Raw genomic sequence first — 18038 nt, forward strand, 5'->3', positions numbered from 1 at the left:
GCGAGAGAACGTTTGCCGCCGCGCAGTGAGTTGACTGCGCCCCTCGGTATTAGCGGTATAAAAGCAAATTCCCATGTGTTTCCTTCGTCCTTTATTACGTCGCAATGTTCATTGCCCGTCCCTGTCTGTCTGGAGTTTCTCGATGCCCGCGCCCAATTCCCTGCCCACCGCGTTGTTGGGGCTGGCCCTTGCCTGTCCGGCCATGGCCGAGACTCAAGGCATGGAGCTGGGGCAAGTATTGATTTCAGCCGAGGATCGCAGCGGCACCGACGCAGCCGTCGAGGACGCCAGGTCCCGACTCGGGCAAGTACCCGGCGGCACCAACGTGGTCGATATGCGCCAGCCGTTGCAGGGCCGCGTGGCGAGCAATCAGGATGTGCTGGCCTATCAGCCCGGGGTTTACGCACAGTCGGCAGGCAATGAAGGGGTGAAGATTTCGATTCGCGGCTCGGGCATCAACCGGGCGCCGGGCGCTCATGCCTCGGGGCTGTACACGATGCTCGACGGCTTGCCGCTGACGGGGCCTGGCGGCACGCCCTACGAATTACTCGAACCGTTGTGGATCGACCATGTGGAAGTGCTGCGCGGTGCCAACGGCTTTGATCGTGGCTCTCTGGCCTTGGGCGGCGCTATTGATTACGTCAGCCACACCGGCTACGACGCGCCAAAACTGCAAGTGCGTTACGCAACCGGCAGCCATGGTTATCAGCAGCGTCAGGTCAGTTCCGGGCAGGTGCTGGGCGACTTCGATTACTACGTGTCGCTGACCGATTCGAACGCCGACGGTTATCAGGATCACACCGCCAGCGAGAGCCAGGGCGTGATCGCCAACTTCGGTTATCGCTTCAATCCGAACCTGGAAACGCGCTTCTATATTCGTTATCGCCAGACCGACAACGACCTCGCCGGACGCGTGACCAAGCATTCCATCGAACACGATCCGCGCGCGGCCAACCCGGCTTATGTATCGCGCGACGACAGCCGCAAACAACCGGGCAGTACCTTCATCGGCAACAAGACCACGTTCTACATCGACGACGATTCGAGCATCCAGACCGGCCTCGTCTATCACGACTATCCGATGGACCTGCGCGAAGGCCCCAATCGCTTGAAGGTGGCCTATACCGATGTCAGCGGCACCTTCGACTACAAGCGCCGCGACACTTTGTGGGGCATGGAAAGCCGCAGCAATGTCGGCCTGCGCGTGACCAAACATTTGCCCAATGACGGCGCGAGCGAACTGGTGCGCATCCCTACCGGCAATACCGCCGGCTACGCGCCCGGCACCCATATGCGCAACTTCACTTATCAGGGCTCGGACACTGTCCTGCATTTCGGCAACGATCTGGAAATCGCCGATGACCTGTGGCTGACCACCGGTCTCGCCGCCATTTACACCCGCCGCGAAAGCGCCGTTACCTACCCGCAAGGCGGTGGCAAAACCAGCATGAACGACTGGGACTACGCCCCTCGCCTCGGCCTGCGCTATCAGGTAACGCCTGATCTGCAAGTATTCGGCAACCTCAGCCGTTCGGTCGAAGCCCCGCACCCGTGGTCGCTGATCTACAGCTCCAACGTACGCTTCCCGACCGGCAGCGGTGCGGCGACCGGCACCCAGCGTGACCCGATCAAACTGCAAAACCAGACCGCCACCACCTTAGAACTTGGCGGTCGCGGCGACAGCGCATTCGGCGAATGGAGCCTGGCCTGGTATTACGCACAAGTGCGTCACGAATTGCTTTCGGTGCTGCCGGATGCCAACGCGGTCACGCCTTATGAGCTCAACGCCAGCCCCACCGTGCACCAAGGTGTCGAAGCCAGTCTCAACAGCAAGCTCTGGTCAGCCGATGACGGCCGCCAGTTGAGTCTGCGTCAGGCGTATACCTTCAGCGACTTCCACTACCGCGATGATGATCGCTTCGGTGACAACCGCTTGCCGGGGTTACCGATGCACTACTACCAGGGCGAATTGCGCTACGACTGGCCGCAAGGGTTCTTTGCGGGGGTGAATACGCAACTGGTGTCGAAAGTTGCCGTGGATTACGCCAATAGCTACTACGCCGATCCGTATGCGCTGTTTGGCGCAACGCTGGGTTACAACGCCCCGAAGGGCGACTGGCAAACCTGGCTGGACCTGCGCAATCTGACCAACAAACGTTATGCGGCCACGGTGACTCCGGGGTATGACGACAAAGGGCTGGATGCCGCGCGGTCTACACCGGGGGAAGGAATGGGGGTTTATCTCGGGGTTTCGTGGAGTTTGCTCTAGGGCACCGTAGGCATAGGCCGTATACGCACTTTGCACGGAATAAACGATTGCTTGAGCAGTAAAAACCTGATGGTTTTGTAGTCAGCCAGGTAGCCTTGAGTTACGTCTGGCCTGACGTTATAAAAAACAAACTCAGTCGAAAATTCATGGCCGGAAGTGCTCTGGTGATTTCCCTCGACACGGCCTTCGGCTTTTATGTCGATAGCATGTTCCGAGGGAAACTCCATATCCCCGCCCAATGAACAGGTCAATGTCGGAGTAAGCTGATTGAGTCTTTTGTAATGATTGAAACAATCAGCAAGTCCACGACCGAGCTGAAACTCACAATAAAATAATTATTCTACATGTCGCTCTTAGTGCAGATTAAGCAAGGCAAACAGCCCAACCAAAACCATCAGCACCGACATGTACTGCATCGGTACAAAAAACAGTGTGTGTTTTTTGCGGAATACGACTTCGCCGCCAGTGGCTGGATCAATGTACGTCTTGCCCGGTGCATTATTCAGTTTGTGGCCAATATAGGCGTTAGCCGCGGCCGCAACTAGCAAGCCAACACCGACGCCCATCCCATTAGGAAGTCCGGCAAAAGAAATCAGACCCACCAATGGAATCAGAATAGAAAGAATGCCCCAGCCTTGCCAGATAAGAAACATAACGCGTCCCTGCTAATTTTTGAGGCGCGCAATCTAACAAACAACTATGCGCTGCGGCAACAATTAGTAATATCTTTATCCAGAAGCTCAAGATACGTTTTTTTCGTGAACGACGACAGGCAGAATAAAGATCCGTTGTTGCTTTCCCGTTCATGTCTGATTTTAGGGAGTTGTCGAATGGACATCACGCATCACCAGCAGGAAAACCCACTGGAGCAATCGCTCAGACTGGCCGCCGACGAGCCTGCCCATCGGCCTGAGTTCTTCCGGACCTTGCTGAACTCTGCGATCTACGTTCTCGGCTCGACTGGCACTGGGGACGGCGCAGTGGATCTGGAGTCGGGCAGCAAAGTCAGCATCGCGCATTGGGAAAAACCGGACGGGACTTCTGTGATTCCGTTTTTTTCATCGCTGCAAACGCTGCAGAAGTCGATAGAAAGCGAGGAGTCCTACATCGAGCTACCAGCCAGATCCTTGTTCGAAATGACACAAGGCGCCCACCTCTTCCTGAATCCGAAATCGCCGTATGGAAAAGAGTTCTTCCCGGAAGAAGTGCAAAATCTGCTGTCCGATCAAGTTGGCCAAAAGGCGACAGTCCGCACGGTAGAAAAAGAAACCCAAGTGCTGCTCGGGCAACCGGCCCAGTACCCGTCGAAAATGGTGCAGTCCCTTACGCAACTACTGGCCAGACATCGCAACGTAAAGCGTGCGTTTCTTGCGCTGATGCACGACACCTCGGTTGACGAAAAACCGCACCTGATCGTGGGTATTGAGGCTGACGGCGATATTGAAAGGGTCTTGCGCGAGGCAGGTAATGTCGCAGGCGATACCGCCCCTGACGGTGAGCCGGTAGACCTCTATCGCGTGTCTGCAAGCGAATCAGGGCTTAGCGATTATTTCCTTAAACAGACGACGCCGTTCTATGAACGCAAACACGTGAGCAAGTGGCGTTCGATCTTTGGTTTTGGCAAAGACTGATGGAGCCCGCGTAGCCTGGCCCCCGGTAACGTCACCGTTACCGGTCGGGCTGCCACTGTGAGTACCTGGGGAGCCCTTCCCCGTCCAGCCAGGCGACGTCATGTTCGGTCCAGATGTGGTACTCAGCTCTGGCGCGAGGGTCTTCGTCCAACGTGGCCACTCGTACGATCATTGCGGCTGAGCCGACTCGCTCAGCCGCGAGATGCGATCCGCAGTGGCAGCAGAAATGTCGGATCTTCCCCGGAGATGATTCGAAAGCCTTCAGCGCCGCAAGCCCCTGAGTCCACCTGAAGTGTTTTCTCAGAACTCCCGCTGTGGAGACATATGCCGCCGCATGGGTCTTGCGGCAAGTTGTGCAATGACAATGGCTGATTGGCATATCAATGCTGTCGATCTCGTAACCTACAGCTCCACAGGCGCAGCTTCCTTTCATCCATCCTCCCGGTTTTGTCACAGCGTGAACGCAGGTCGGCATCGTACGCCAAAGCGCGCGAGTCAATACAGCCGGTAAATGAAAGGCGGAATCCAGCGGTGACATCTTGCAAGCCAGAGATCAACTTGGGCATACGACCGTGGTTATGACCGAGCAGTACATCCGCAATCGAAAGGGTAAAAAGGTCATGCCTACCAAGTGAATTGCGGACCAAGTCCAAAATTGCGGACCAGAAACAAACAAGGGTTTGCATCAGCTTTCGCCCGCAAACCCTTGATTCAAGATGGTGCCCGAAGCCGGAATCGAACCGGCACGCCCTTACGAGCGGGGGATTTTAAGTCCCATGCGTCTACCAGTTTCGCCATTCGGGCGGTAGCGCGGTGTTGCTCTGTTGAACTGCCGAGTCGTAATCCTGACAGGATCAGGCTCTAACGGCAGTGCGGGAAATATATACATCACTCCCCGGTGAAGCAAGTTCGCAATGGCCGATTTTCAAGACTAAATCTTGCAGCGCACTGGAAATAAAAAAGCTCCGTAAATCATGGATCTACGGAGCTTGTTTATAGTGGAGGCCGAGGTCGGAATCGAACCGGCGTAGGTGGATTTGCAATCCACTGCATAACCATTTTGCTACTCGGCCTCAAAGTATTTGCTGTCAGTAGCACAACAACAAACACATACAACTTGGAGCGGGAAACGAGACTCGAACTCGCGACCCCGACCTTGGCAAGGTCGTGCTCTACCAACTGAGCTATTCCCGCTTGGTGTGGCGCATTCTATAGATTTCAGAAGCCCCGTCAACCCTTTGATTCAAAAAAGTTTTATTTCTTTTCAACATCGGTTTTCAGATGCGGCCAGGCGGCACGAAGGTATTGAACCATCGACCACAAAGTCAGACCCGCCGACACCATCAGCAAGGCGTAACCCAGCACGACCCAGAAGCTGAAATCCCTTGGATTGGCCAAGAGAATTACCAACGCGAGCATCTGCGCCGCGGTTTTCCACTTTCCGAGGTTTGAAACGGCTACATGGGCACGGGCGCCGAGTTCGGCCATCCACTCGCGCAATGCCGACACGACAATCTCGCGACCGATGATGACGGCGGCTGGCAACGTGAGCCAGAGATTGCCGTGCTCTTGCACCAGCAATACCAGAGCAACCGCAACCATGAGTTTGTCGGCAACCGGATCAAGGAACGCACCAAAAGGAGTGCTTTGTTCGAGACGGCGGGCAAGATAACCGTCCAGCCAATCCGTGGCTGCCGCAAAGGCAAACACCGAGGCGGAGGCCATGTAGCTCCACTGATAAGGCAGATAGAACAGCAAAATGAAGATCGGGATGAGCAGGACGCGTAGAACGGTAATCAGATTAGGGATATTCATCGGCACAACTGGCTACGAGGTGAAGGGGCATTCTACTCGCTATGCAGGTTTGCATAAATCGACTCTGCGAGCTTTTTACTGATCCCCGGGGCTTTGGCGATCTCTTCGATGCTTGCACGAGACAGCTCCTGCAATCCACCGAAATGTTTCAACAAGTCGCGACGGCGGGTCGGTCCAACGCCGGCAACGCCTTCCAGGGTTGACGTCCGACGGGTTTTGCCGCGACGGGCCCGGTGTCCGGTAATTGCAAAACGGTGGGCCTCATCGCGAATCTGCTGGATCAGGTGCAGCGCCGGGGAGTCACCGCGCAAAGTGAACTCGTGCGCCGCATCATTCAGATACAAAGTTTCAAAACCAGCTTTGCGGGTCGCGCCCTTGGCAACACCCAGCAAGATCAGATCCGGCACTGCCAGTTCGTTGAGCACATCACGAGCCATCGACAACTGACCCTTGCCGCCGTCGACCAAGAGGATATCCGGCAACTTGCCCTCGCCATCCTTGAGTTTGCTGAAGCGACGCGTCAGGGCCTGATGCATGGCCGCATAGTCATCCCCCGCCGTGACACCCTCGATGTTGTAGCGGCGGTAGTCCGACTTGATGGCGCCTTCCGGGCCAAACACCACGCAGGACGCGACCGTTGCCTCACCACTGGAGTGACTGATGTCGTAGCACTCCAGTCGTTGCGGAGGCTCATCCAGCTTCAATACTTCAGCCAAGGCTTCAAATCGTGCCGCGGTGTGCTGACGGTTGGCCAGCCGCGCGCCTAACGCTTGTTCCGCATTGGTGACCGCCAGTTGCTGCCAACGCGCACGCGTGCCTCGCACCCGATGACTGATGGCCAGTTCGCGGCCGCGCAATGTATGAATCGCTTCGATCAACGTCGGGAAATCCTCATGCACGACGTTGACAATCAGTTCGCTCGGCAAATCGCGTTCCGGACTGCTGATGAAGTATTGGCCAAGGAACGCGGCCATGACTTCCGATACATCCTCTTCGATGCCGACTTGCGGAAAGAAGTTTTTGCTACCCAATACTCGTCCACCACGGACACTGATCAAATGCACGCAGGCACCACCCGGGTTGACGAATGCAGCGATGACGTCGATATCGCCAGTGCCGCCCTCCATGCTTTGTTGATCCTGAACGCGGCGCAACAATGCGATCTGATCCCGCAACTCGGCGGCGCGCTCGAACTCCAGGTTGATCGCCGCCTCTTCCATCGCCGTGGACAGCTCATTGGTCAATGCGTGACTGCGTCCTTCTAGAAACATCACCGAGTGACGCACATCTTCGGCATAAACCTCAGGCTCGACCAGCCCGACGCAAGGCGCCTTGCAACGCTTGATCTGATATTGCAGGCATGGGCGGGTTCGATTCTTGTAATAACTGTCTTCACACTGACGGACGAAAAACGTCTTTTGCAGCAGGCTCAGACTTTCGCGGATGGCACCCGCGCTCGGATAAGGCCCGAAATACTTGCCTTTGGCTTTTTTCGCACCGCGATGGATGCTGAGGCGCGGAAACTGCCCGTCCGAGAGAAAAACATAAGGATAGGATTTGTCGTCGCGCAACAGGATGTTGTACGGCGGCCGCCATTCCTTGATCAGCGTTTGCTCAAGCAGCAGCGCTTCGGTTTCGTTGGAGGTAATGGTCGTTTCGACTTGAACAATACGACCGACCAACGCAGCGGTTTTCGGCGCCAGCCCGGTCTTGCGAAAGTAGCTCGCCAGGCGTTTCTTGAGGTTCTTGGCCTTGCCGACATACAAAAGACGCGCATCGCTGTCGAACATGCGATACACGCCGGGGCGCCCGCTGACAGTCGACAGGAAGGCGCTGGAATCGAATGTTTCAGTCATGGTCAGAGGCTGGCATCAACCATGCCGTGACGAACCGCCAACAGTGTCAACTCGACATCGCTGCTGATCGAAAGCTTCTCGAAAATGCGGTAGCGATAGGTGTTCACGGTTTTTGGCGACAAACACAACTTGTCGGAAATGATCTGTACCTTCTGGCAGCCGACAATCATCAATGCGATCTGGATTTCTCGCTCGGACAACGCGGTTGGACGGCTGAAAGGACTTGATCGCCAGTTGCTGAGCAATCTGCGGGCTGATATAGCGCTGCCCGGCAAACACCAGCCGAATGGCCTGCACCATCTCCGGCAACCCTGCACCCTTGGTCAGATAACCCGCGGCGCCGGCCTGCAGCAAGCGCGTAGGAAAAGGATCTTCCTCGCACACCGTAACCGCGACCACCTTGATGTCAGGATGGCTGCGCAGCAGTTTACGCGTGGCTTCCAGGCCGCCGATGCCAGGCATCTTGACGTCCATCAGGACCACATCGGGTTTCAACTCTCGGGCCTTGATCAGGGATTCTTCCCCGGACTCGGCCTGGCCCACTACCTGCAAGCCATCAATATCGGCCAGCATCCGTGTAATGCCTGTACGAACCAGATCATGGTCATCGACCACTAGCACCCTAATCAAGCAGACACCTCGCGATATGGTCTTATTGGGATGCCGGACACCTTAGCAAAAAGTGCCCGACAGACCTAGCGGCAAGCAGCATTTAAAAAGTTTCAATTCATCATCGAAGGCTTGCCGGCCGTGGGTTTCAGAGCACAGGTGTACTGATATCCAGCTGCATTCGCAGGAAACACTCGTCCTCGCCTTGTATGTGTAGCCCTTTTCTTTCATACAAATGTTTCGCCGGATTATTTTCGAACACTGTCAGGCGCAAAGCCGGCCGCCGCTCCTCATTGGCCATAGCGATAACCTGATCAATCGCCCAGGAACCCGCGCCCTGTCGCTGAAAGGCTTGAGCAATCTGCAGTTCACGAATGTACAGCGCCCGCCTGTCCCGGCTGAGACTGAAAAAACCGATCGCCACATCATCACGCAATATCAGCCAGCTCTCGCGGCCCGACCAGGCGACGTCGAATGCTTCGTCCTGCCACAACAGATCATGGTGAATGTAGTAACGCAGCATGTTTTGACAAGTGAGATTGCGTGAAAATGTCAGATTCTCTGACGTCGCCTGCCGCAACTGGAATGTCATTCAGCCCACCATCACAGGAACGACCCGCCCCTGCCACGCTCCGGCGTCGCGTTGGGCAACCAGCAAAAGGTCACCCGCCCCCGGCGCAGAAACGATCAATGAACCGCTTTCGGACCATATCGCGCTGCGCCCTGCCGATTGCCATCCGCCGGTAAGACCTGCGTGGTTGGCCATCAATACAGCCATCGTGTGTTGCCGCGCATAACCCTGAAGCAGCGCGGTGTCTGCCGCGTAACCTTTCTCGCTGATCAATACACCTGCTGCGTACAGGTCAACCCCTTGGTCAGCCGCCGCAGCCGCATGACTGGCGTGGGAAAAATCAGCGCAGACCGCCAGCGCGACCCTGTGATTGCCGATGTCCAGGATCGGCCCTCCGAGACCGGGAGCGAAAACAAGCTCCTCGCCCGAGTGCAAATGCTGTTTGCTGTACACCGCGAGCGAACCATCAGCCCCCAGGACCAGAGCACCAATCAACACTCCAGGATGATTTTTTAGCCGAACTGGCATGCCGACGACAGTCGTTACGCCGAGCTCACGGGCGACATCGTGCAGTGGTTGAAGGACTGCATCTTGCGGGTCGATGGCCAATGCGGCGGCCGCCTCGCCTTCATAGCCGGTTAAAGACAATTCCGGAAAAACCAGCAACTGCACGCCCTGCCCCGCCGCGACTTCGATGAAGCGCATATGCCGGGCAATGTTGGCTGCAAGATCACCGGCAATGGAAGTTGCCTGAGCAGCGGCAATGGTCAGTGTCGACATGAGTCATCCTTGGTCATCAGGCAAAGAGCCGAGTGTGTCACAACTGTTGCTACGCTCAAGCAATAGGCGTTTTGTTACTCATTCGATAGCAATTTCTGATTGCTGAGGCGCATCGGCCTCTAGTAAGCTCGGCGCATTCATCGGAGACAGACCATGTTCAACGCCCCTGCACAGCTTCTTACCGCCAGCGCCCTGCGCTCGGTTGCGGCTGCCCGGGTGAACGACGTTTGCGCTCCGGTCAGCTTTTATTTTGGGTATTGGTTTAGCCACTGGCGCGCCTGATACCCACACGGCGCCCATGAATACGGGTCGCCTACCAGAGATTTCTCAACCCCCGGTCGGCTTCCCGACCGGGGGTTTTGTTTTTTCAGGCCCCAAACTTTTTCGCAACACACCAGACACTTTGAGGATTCACCCAATGAACTACGCCACTTATTACCGTTACGACAGCTTTAGCGCCTGGCGATTTACCAGCCTCCGCTCGGGACAGCCTGCCGCCTCCGATCGGTCACCCACAGGTGGCAAACACACCCATGTAGCCAATACGGCCAATTGTCGAACACCCCAGTAGGGCTGAGCGAGCGGGAACAACCCGCCGCCTGCCCAGGAAGACCGAATATGAACTCGTCCGTTTCTGCTCTGCCGCTGTCCACCCTGAATTCCGCCAACGAAGCGCTGACTCTGCGTCTGCCCAGCTCATTGCAACTCAAACAGCAGTTGCCACTGAGCAACGCCTTGAGCCACCAAGTCGCCGCACACCGCCAAGCGGTCCGTGCGATTCTCAACGGTGAAGACCAGCGCATGCTGGTAATCGTCGGCCCTTGCTCCATCCACGATCCTCAGTCCGCCCTTGAGTACGCTGGCAAGCTCGCCCGACTGGCTGAAGCCGTCAGCGAGGAGATGCTCCTGGTGATGCGTGCCTATGTCGAAAAACCGCGCACCACTGTCGGCTGGAAAGGCCTGGCCTACGACCCGCACCTGGATGGCAGTGATGACATGGCCGGCGGCCTGACACTGTCCCGCGAGCTGATGCTGGAAATGATCCGCCTCGGCTTGCCAGTGGCCACCGAACTGTTGCAACCGATGGCAGCAGGTTACTTCGATGACCTTCTCAGTTGGGTTGCCATTGGTGCACGTACCACCGAATCACAAATACATCGTGAAATGGCCAGCGGCCTGAGCATGCCGGTGGGCTTCAAGAACGGTACTGACGGCGGAGCGACCGTTGCTGTCGACGCTATGCGTTCGGCAGCCCATCCACATCGGCATTTCGGGGTTGATAGCCAGGGACACCCGGCGATTATTCAGACGCCAGGCAACCCGGACACTCACCTGGTATTACGCGGAGGCCATCACGGACCGAACCATGATCGTGAGAGCGTGGCGAGAATAAACGCTGACCTGAACCGACTGAAAATCCCCAGCCGCATCATGGTCGATTGCAGTCACGCCAACAGCGGCAAGGATCCACTGCGCCAACCGGCAGTCTTCAATGAGGTTCTGGAGCAACGCCTGCAGGGTGATCGTTCGCTGATCGGCATGATGTTGGAGTCCCATCTGTTCGAAGGCTGTCAGCCGTTGAGTGCATCGCTGCGCTACGGCGTTTCGATTACCGATGGTTGCCTTGGTTTCAGCGCAACGGAGCAACTTCTGCTCAAGGCAGCGCAACGTCTTGGCGCGTGTAACAGAGACTGATCGCAGTGCCCACCCTCCGGCTCAAAAGAAAACCGGAGGATGGGCCAGGTTCAACCTACGCCTCTACCCGCACCTGTGCCGCCGCAGACACCTGACTGACATCGTCCAACCGCTCTACCGTGTAGGAAACACGTACGGTCGATCCCTGGTGCTCGCGCCAGAAGCGCTGCGGGACGATAAAAATCAGCGGTTTCCCTGCGGTTTCCCGAGTGATGTCGCGATCATCCCTGTGACTGAAGAAATCACCGTCACACTTGAGGTAAACCAACTCACCCTCCTGCGTCCGGGCATTACCGATCACCACGGTTACGCCATCAATTGAATCTTCTGCTACCAGCACGCCATCTTCAGCCTCAAGCACATCGGGAGCGTCCAGCTCACTCTGCAAGAACGGGGTGATGAGGACTCTCGCAGACTCGGACTCGCGAACCGCACCATTCGCCTGCTCGACTCGGTAGCGAACCGTCACCTCGCCATCGAGGTGAGCTACGACGTACTCGGCAGGCACCCAGAATGACAGGACTTCTGCGACAGCAAAGGCCTCGACCTTCAGCCGATCGCTGAACGTCAACGGCGATGCCTCTCCCGACCACATCAACGACACCTGGTCACCTGTCGCCATTTTGCCGTACGGCTGGAGCGTGATGAGTACACCTTCCACCACCCGCGCCGGATCCAGCGTTCCGCCGACTGCACCTTCGATTTGCGGAGCAAGCAACTGCGCACGCGTATCTCCGACAGTCAATTGCAAGGGCGCAGACAATGCGGGCTCGGCCAGACCCGCGCTGGCAAGCGTCCAGTAGATATCCAGAGCGCCGCCGTCCAAAGCGGCAACGTGCATGCCTTTGATCACGAAAATGACGTCTTTGCCAACCTGAGCCTCGCTGACATAGCGAACCTTTTCATGCTGGTAAACAAAGCCCTCGAGATCCAGACCCTCCCAGCTCAGCAACAACCGATCGCCACACGCCATATTTGTATAAGGGGCAATACGAACAACGACCTGGCTCAGCGAAGGATCGAGCACATCGCCTTCCAGTGCGTCGAGTGTCGCGGCAGGCAACAATTGTTGGGTTGTAGATGGACTGACAGGGTGGCGCATTCGGTAGCAAAACTCGATTTCATGCGTGTTCATTCGTGGCTCCACTCCTTGGACAAAACGCTGCCTTCATGACGGCGTCGACAACCCACATTGAACGCGATTGGTGATGCATTCGATATCAGCCCAATACGCCGCAGACATGGCGCAAAGGCTACGAGCGCAGTAGGCAACCAACGCAAAATCGACTCACATCAGGCGGAAGACGGCTAGAACTTCCGATTCGGACTTCACATGTATCCGAAAATTCGTACAACCCCTAGTCCATATTCAACGGCCAAGTGAAGCCTCTTCGTACTTCATCAGCGGGACGGGTGTTTTAGAGTGGCCCACAGATTTCCCCGATGAACTTCTGCGAAAAAGGTAAGAACATGCAACGGAATGCTACAACTCGTTATCCCGTGCTTTTGGTACATGGCCTGTTCGGATTTGAGCGTATCGGCCATTTCGAGCTGTTTCACGAGGTCAAGGACGCCCTGAAAACAGCAGGCAGCCGAGTGTTTGTTCCCCACCTCTCCGCCACTCACGACAACGAAGTGAGAGGTGAGCAATTACTGAAGCAAATCGAAAGCGTCCTGCGAGGCACAGGCGCCAGCAAAGTCAACCTCATTGGACACAGTCAGGGTGCATTGACTGCTCGCTATGCTGCGGCGCTTGCGCCACACGCCGTAGCCTCGGTGACATCGGTCAGCGGCCCCAACCACGGTTCGGAACTGGCTGACTTCCTGCGCAAGGCGCTGGTGCCTGGCCGATTGCCGGAAGTGGTGGCGCAAAACGTGGCGACGCTGTTCGCTGATTTCATTTCTCTGCTCAGTGGAGGGGGCGCACTGCCGCAGAACGCATTGGCGGCACTCAATGCATTGACAACCGAGGGGGTGGGCGCCTTCAACGACAGGTTTCCTCAGGGTCTTCCTCCCACGTGGGGCGGGCAAGGCGCCGCACAGGTCAATGGTGTGCGCTATTACTCCTGGAGCGGTGTCCTGCCGGCAACAGTCCTGCCATCCTTCGACCCGATTCAAAATGCCTGTCAGGCGCTTTCGCAATATTTCATGACCGAAGGAGATCAGAATGACGGCTTCGTCGGGCGCTTCAGCTCGCATTTGGGCCAGGTGATCCGTTCCGACTATCCGCTGGACCACCTGAGCACTTTGCGCCGCAGTGCCAGCACCGTCACCAACCTGCTCGACCCCATTGCGCTTTACGTCGAACATGCCGCTCGCCTGCGCGCAGTGAATCTCTGAACAGGCTGCTGACAACCGAACGGAACTTTGCCGAGAATTCGCCCACTGAATCCGGTAGGCTCCGCACTTTACTGAAATAGATTGGAGAGTTTTCCCATGGCTAAAGCCACTGCCCGCCACATCCTGGTTTCCAGCGAAGACAAGTGCAACGAACTCAAGGCCCAGATCGAAGGCGGCGCTGATTTCGCCGAAGTCGCCAAGGCCAACTCCACCTGCCCATCCAGCCGTCAGGGTGGCGATCTGGGCTCGTTCGGTCCTGGCCAGATGGTCAAGGAATTCGACACCGTGGTATTCAGCGCGCCAATCAACGTCGTGCAAGGCCCGGTGAAGACCCAGTTCGGTTATCACCTGCTGGAAGTCACCAGCCGTCAGGACTGATCCGTCGCCTGATTGCTGTACCAACGGCCCGCCTTTCGGTGGGCCGTTGTGTTTCAGCAACACATACGACTGGCGACAGGCGCGCCTCTCGCGTACAACTTGCGCATATCGACGAACCGTTCCAAGGCTGACAATGCGACTGGTTTTCCCCACATTGATGCTCACCGCCCTCGCCCTGCTGTCGGGTGCCGCCGGTGTGAACGCTGCACCGCAACATGCGTTGACCGTGTATGGCGAACCTGCCAAATACCCCGCGGGCTTTAGTCACTTCGACTACACCAATCCGCAAGCCCCCAAGGGCGGGACGATGCGCCGCTCGGCGATCGAAATCGGTCACTTCGACCACTTGCTTCCTTATATAGACAAAGGCATCGGCGTCACCCAGATCGACGGCATGCTGTATTCGCCGCTGGCCCAGCGTTCGATGGACGAGCCTTACACCGTCTACGGCCTGGTTGCACAGAAGATGGAGCGCTCGGACGACGGTCTGTCGCTGCGCTTCTTCATCAATCCCAAGGCCCGCTTCGCTGACGGCAAACCGATCACCGCCGAAGATGTGCGCTACACCTACGACCTGTTGATGACCCAGGGCAGCCTGCGTTATCGCACCCAGTTTGCCGACGTCAAAGGCGTCGAAGTGGAAGCGCCGCTGACCGTGCGTTTCGATTTCAAAAGCAACGAAAACCGCACCCTGCCACTCGATATCGCGACCCTGCCGGTATTCCCCGAACACTGGTGGAAGAGCCGCGATTTCGCTGGCGGCGGTGGCTACGAACCGCCACTGGGCAGTGGCCCCTATCGCGTCGGCAAAGTCGATTCGGGGCGCAGCATCACGTTCGAACGCAACCCTGACTGGTGGGGCAAGGATTTGCCCGTAAGCCGTGGCCTCTATAATTTCGACCACTTCAGCATCGAATACTTCGGCGACACCGATGTTGCGCGACAAGTGCTGCGCGGCGGCGCCTATGACTACAACCGCGAGTTTTCCGCCACCGGTTATTCGATCGGCTATGACAGCCCCGCCCTGAGCGACGGCCGCCTGCAAAAAGCTCACTTGGCCACCGAAGCACCGCAATCGGCACAAGGCTTTGTGTTCAACCTGCGAAAACCGATGTTCCAGGATCGTCGCGTACGCCAGGCACTGGCGATGCTGTGGGATTTCGAGTGGAGCAACCGGCAGATGATGCGCAACCTGTACATCCGCCAGCAAAGCTATTTTTCCAACAGCGATCTCGCGGCGCGGCAATTGCCCGATGCGCAAGAGCTGAAAATTCTTGAACCGCTGCGCGGACAGATTCCCGAGGAAGTCTTCACAACAGTCTTCGAGGCGCCGAAAACCGATGGCAGCGGGCTGATCCGCGACAAACAGTTGCAGGCCCTTGAACTGCTTGAGCAGGCCGGCTGGAAACCGGATGGCGATCAATTGGTGAATGCCGAGGGCGAGCCGCTGAGCTTCACCTTTCTGGTCAGCCAGAACGGCATGGACCGGCTGTTGCTGCCATACAAACGCACATTGAAACAGATCGGCATCGACCTCAATATCCGCCGCATCGACTCCTCGCAATACGTCAACCGCTTGATGAGCCGTGACTACGACATGATCGTCACCGGTTATCCCGTCACCACCTCTCCGGGCGGCGAATTGCTCAACTACTTCGGATCGGCGTCAGCCAATGACCCGGGCGCCAACAATTACATGGTGCTGAAAAACCCGGCGGTCGACACCTTGATCAATGGCCTGATCCGCGCCTCGACCCAATCCGACATGCTGCACTACGCTCACGCGCTGGACCGGGTGCTGCAGTGGAACTACTACTGGATTCCCAATTACTACCCGCCGGGCACCTCGACTGTCTGGTGGAACCGTTTCGGCATTCCGTCGGTGCAGGCGAGCAATGACGAAGCCATCGAGAGCTGGTGGGAAATCAGTAGCACGGCGCTGACCAATCAACAGATGACGGCGGAAAAAATCGCCCGTGGCAGACCCGGAGGGCCGCGCTGATGTGGGGTTACATACTGCGGCGCCTGCTGCTGATCATCCCGACGCTGGTGATCATTCTGCTGGTCAATTTCGTCATCATTCAGGCTGCACCCGGCGGCCCGGTCGAGCAGGCGATCGCACACTTGCAAGGCATTGGCGGGACCAATGTCGGTGGTGGCTCAAGCGAAACCATGAGCAGCACCTCCCGCGCCAGCCGTGGCCTCGATCCGCAACTGATCAAGGACATCGAAAAGCAGTACGGCTTCGATAAACCGGCCCATGAACGCCTGTGGCTGATGCTCAAGAACTATGCCCACCTGGATTTCGGCAAAAGCTTCTTCCGTGGCGCGACGGTCACCGACCTGATCCTTGAAAAAATGCCGGTGACCATTTCGCTCGGTCTCTGGGCGACGCTGATTACCTATCTGGTGTCGATCCCGCTAGGTATCCGCAAGGCTGTGCATCACGGCAGTCATTTTGATATCTGGAGCAGCACGGCGATCATCATCGGCTACGCAATGCCGGCGTTCCTGTTTGCGATGTTTCTGATCGTGGTGTTTGCCGGCGGCACTTCGCTGAACTGGTTCCCGGTGCGCGGCCTGGTGTCGGACAACTTTGAATCACTGTCAACCCTTGGCAAGATCGCCGACTACTTCTGGCATCTGGTTTTGCCGGTGACAGCGCTGGTCATCGGCGGATTCGCGACACTGACTATCCTCACCAAAAACTCTTTTCTCAATGAGATCACCCGCCAATACGTCGTCACTGCCCGGGCGAAAGGCTTGAGCGAGCGTCGCGTCCTGTACGGGCACGTATTCCGCAACGCCATGCTGCTGGTGGTGTCGGGCATACCCCAGGCGTTCATCAGCGTGTTCTTCGCCGGCTCGCTGCTGATCGAAGTGATCTTCTCCCTCGATGGCCTCGGCCGCATGAGTTACGAAGCCGCCGTGTCGCGCGATTATCCGGTGGTGTTCGGTTCGCTGTTTATCTTTACCCTGTTCGGTTTGCTGATAAAACTGATCGGCGACCTGTGCTACACCCTCGTCGATCCGCGCATCGACTTCGCCGCGAGGAACGCCTGATGTTCAAGCTCTCGCCGTTGGGCCGTCGTCGCTTCGAGCGTTTCAAGAAAAACCGCCGTGGCTGGTGGTCTTTGTGGCTGTTCATCGGGCTGTTCGTCGTCACGCTGGGTGGCGAGTTGATCGCCAATGACAAACCGTTGGTGGTCAGCTATCAGGGCCAATGGTATTTCCCGGTCTTCAAGCGCCACACCGAGCAGGAGTTCGGCGGGCAACTGCCGTTCCAGGCTGATTACCGCAGTGACTATGTACAGAACCTGATCCACAAGGACGGTGGCTGGCTGCTGTTCCCGCCGATTCCGTTCAGTGACGACACGCCGAACTATGACCTCAACAAACCGGCACCGAGTCCGCCGACTTCGGTCAACTGGCTAGGCACCGACGATCAGTCGCGGGACGTGTTGGCGCGGGTGATTTTCGGTGCGAGGGTATCGATTCTGTTTGCGTTGATGCTGACGTTTGTCAGCGCCTTGATCGGCATCGCAGCCGGTGCCTTGCAGGGCTATTACGGGGGCTGGGTCGACCTGATCGGGCAACGCCTGCTGGAAGTCTGGTCGGGATTGCCGGTGCTCTATCTGCTGATCATTCTCTCCGGTTTCGTCGAGCCGAATTTCTGGTGGCTGCTGGGGATCATGGCCTTGTTTTCCTGGTTGGCGCTGGTCGATGTGGTGCGTGCCGAGTTCCTCCGCGGGCGCAATCTGGAATACGTCAAAGCCGCACGAGCCCTGGGTTTGACTGACCGTAAAGTGATTGTCCGGCACATCCTGCCAAACGCCATGAATACCACGCTGAGTTACCTGCCGTTCATTCTGACCGGGGCCATTTCCACGCTCACGGCGCTGGACTTCCTCGGCTTCGGCATGCCCGCCGGCAGTGCTTCACTGGGCGAACTGATCGGCCAGGGCAAGCAGAACCTGCAAGCACCCTGGCTCGGGCTGACAGCGTTTTTCACCCTGGCGCTGATTCTTTCTTTACTGGTGTTCATCGGTGAAGCGTTACGTGACGCCTTCGACCCCCGATCCTGAAGCGTGGCC

15 protein-coding genes, 3 tRNA genes and 2 pseudogenes are annotated in these 18038 nt (G+C 57.3%); 9 read left to right on the forward strand and 11 right to left on the reverse strand.

What is annotated here, in order from left to right; translation table 11 throughout:
• Positions 1-142 precede the first annotated feature (142 nt).
• Entirely contained in the window at positions 143-2269 is a 2127-nt protein-coding gene (locus ACIOWE_RS06090; RefSeq protein ID WP_401388605.1) for a TonB-dependent receptor family protein, read from the forward strand.
• A 353-nt stretch (positions 2270-2622) separates the two neighbouring features.
• On the opposite strand, the gene ACIOWE_RS06095 is transcribed toward ACIOWE_RS06090, so the two are convergent.
• Entirely contained in the window at positions 2623-2922 is a 300-nt protein-coding gene (locus ACIOWE_RS06095) for a hypothetical protein (protein ID WP_401388608.1), read from the reverse strand.
• 177 nt (positions 2923-3099) lie between these two features.
• On the opposite strand from ACIOWE_RS06095, the gene sseB reads away from it, so the two are divergent.
• Positions 3100-3900, forward strand: coding sequence for an enhanced serine sensitivity protein SseB (gene sseB / locus ACIOWE_RS06100; protein WP_401388611.1), 801 nt, complete (start codon positions 3100-3102; stop codon positions 3898-3900).
• A 37-nt stretch (positions 3901-3937) separates the two neighbouring features.
• Here sseB and ACIOWE_RS06105 read toward each other — a convergent pair whose 3' ends face one another.
• On the reverse strand, positions 3938-4333 hold the full coding sequence (locus ACIOWE_RS06105; RefSeq protein WP_401388614.1) for a GFA family protein: 396 nt from the start codon (positions 4331-4333) through the stop codon (positions 3938-3940).
• Between the two features lie 82 nt (positions 4334-4415).
• Here ACIOWE_RS06105 and ACIOWE_RS06110 point away from each other — a divergent pair.
• A pseudogene (locus ACIOWE_RS06110) lies at positions 4416-4535 on the forward strand (integrase); the annotation flags it as partial.
• Positions 4536-4617: 82 nt separating this feature from the next.
• Here the strand turns inward: ACIOWE_RS06110 and ACIOWE_RS06115 are convergent.
• From ACIOWE_RS06115 to ACIOWE_RS06150, 8 genes and pseudogenes are all read right to left on the reverse strand, one after another.
• Positions 4618-4704 (reverse strand) — tRNA-Leu (locus ACIOWE_RS06115).
• A 195-nt stretch (positions 4705-4899) separates the two neighbouring features.
• Positions 4900-4973 (reverse strand) — tRNA-Cys (locus tag ACIOWE_RS06120).
• A 45-nt stretch (positions 4974-5018) separates the two neighbouring features.
• A tRNA-Gly gene (locus tag ACIOWE_RS06125) sits at positions 5019-5094 on the reverse strand.
• Positions 5095-5154: 60 nt separating this feature from the next.
• Positions 5155-5715, reverse strand: coding sequence for a CDP-diacylglycerol--glycerol-3-phosphate 3-phosphatidyltransferase (pgsA, locus tag ACIOWE_RS06130; protein ID WP_008080159.1), 561 nt, complete (start codon positions 5713-5715; stop codon positions 5155-5157).
• Positions 5716-5747: 32 nt separating this feature from the next.
• Positions 5748-7571: an excinuclease ABC subunit UvrC gene (uvrC, locus tag ACIOWE_RS06135; protein ID WP_401388616.1), complete on the reverse strand. Its 1824-nt coding sequence runs from the start codon at positions 7569-7571 to the stop codon at positions 5748-5750.
• Positions 7572-7573: 2 nt separating this feature from the next.
• Positions 7574-8201: pseudogene (gene uvrY / locus ACIOWE_RS06140) on the reverse strand (UvrY/SirA/GacA family response regulator transcription factor).
• A gap of 127 nt (positions 8202-8328) precedes the next feature.
• On the reverse strand, positions 8329-8772 hold the full coding sequence (locus ACIOWE_RS06145) for a GNAT family N-acetyltransferase (RefSeq protein ID WP_401388619.1): 444 nt from the start codon (positions 8770-8772) through the stop codon (positions 8329-8331).
• On the reverse strand, positions 8773-9531 hold the full coding sequence (locus ACIOWE_RS06150) for a carbon-nitrogen hydrolase family protein (RefSeq protein WP_401388625.1): 759 nt from the start codon (positions 9529-9531) through the stop codon (positions 8773-8775).
• 618 nt (positions 9532-10149) lie between these two features.
• On the opposite strand from ACIOWE_RS06150, the gene ACIOWE_RS06155 reads away from it, so the two are divergent.
• Positions 10150-11226: a 3-deoxy-7-phosphoheptulonate synthase gene (locus tag ACIOWE_RS06155; RefSeq protein WP_401388628.1), complete on the forward strand. Its 1077-nt coding sequence runs from the start codon at positions 10150-10152 to the stop codon at positions 11224-11226.
• A gap of 55 nt (positions 11227-11281) precedes the next feature.
• On the opposite strand, the gene ACIOWE_RS06160 is transcribed toward ACIOWE_RS06155, so the two are convergent.
• Positions 11282-12361 carry a hypothetical protein gene (locus ACIOWE_RS06160; RefSeq protein ID WP_401388631.1) on the reverse strand — a complete coding sequence of 360 codons (1080 nt, stop codon included), beginning with the start codon at positions 12359-12361 and terminating at the stop codon, positions 11282-11284.
• A gap of 335 nt (positions 12362-12696) precedes the next feature.
• Here ACIOWE_RS06160 and ACIOWE_RS06165 point away from each other — a divergent pair, with 335 nt between their 5' ends.
• The 5 genes from ACIOWE_RS06165 (at position 12697) to ACIOWE_RS06185 (ending at position 18029) form a co-directional block, all read left to right on the forward strand.
• Positions 12697-13566 (forward strand): esterase/lipase family protein, encoded by an 870-nt coding sequence (locus tag ACIOWE_RS06165; protein WP_401388843.1) that lies wholly within the window; start codon positions 12697-12699, stop codon positions 13564-13566.
• Between the two features lie 96 nt (positions 13567-13662).
• A complete protein-coding gene (locus ACIOWE_RS06170) occupies positions 13663-13944 on the forward strand; it encodes a peptidylprolyl isomerase (RefSeq protein ID WP_007912303.1) in 282 nt (93 codons plus the stop codon).
• Positions 13945-14077: 133 nt separating this feature from the next.
• Entirely contained in the window at positions 14078-15946 is a 1869-nt protein-coding gene (locus tag ACIOWE_RS06175) for an extracellular solute-binding protein (protein ID WP_401388634.1), read from the forward strand.
• A complete protein-coding gene (locus ACIOWE_RS06180; protein WP_401388637.1) occupies positions 15946-17007 on the forward strand; it encodes a microcin C ABC transporter permease YejB in 1062 nt (353 codons plus the stop codon). Before ACIOWE_RS06175 ends, ACIOWE_RS06180 begins: the two co-directional genes overlap by 1 nt.
• Positions 17007-18029 (forward strand): ABC transporter permease, encoded by a 1023-nt coding sequence (locus tag ACIOWE_RS06185; protein WP_401388640.1) that lies wholly within the window; start codon positions 17007-17009, stop codon positions 18027-18029. The genes ACIOWE_RS06180 and ACIOWE_RS06185 overlap by 1 nt, the downstream gene beginning before the upstream one ends.
• Positions 18030-18038 lie beyond the last annotated feature (9 nt).

The organism is Pseudomonas sp. NPDC087598, from assembly GCF_044743525.1.
GTDB lineage: Bacteria > Pseudomonadota > Gammaproteobacteria > Pseudomonadales > Pseudomonadaceae > Aquipseudomonas.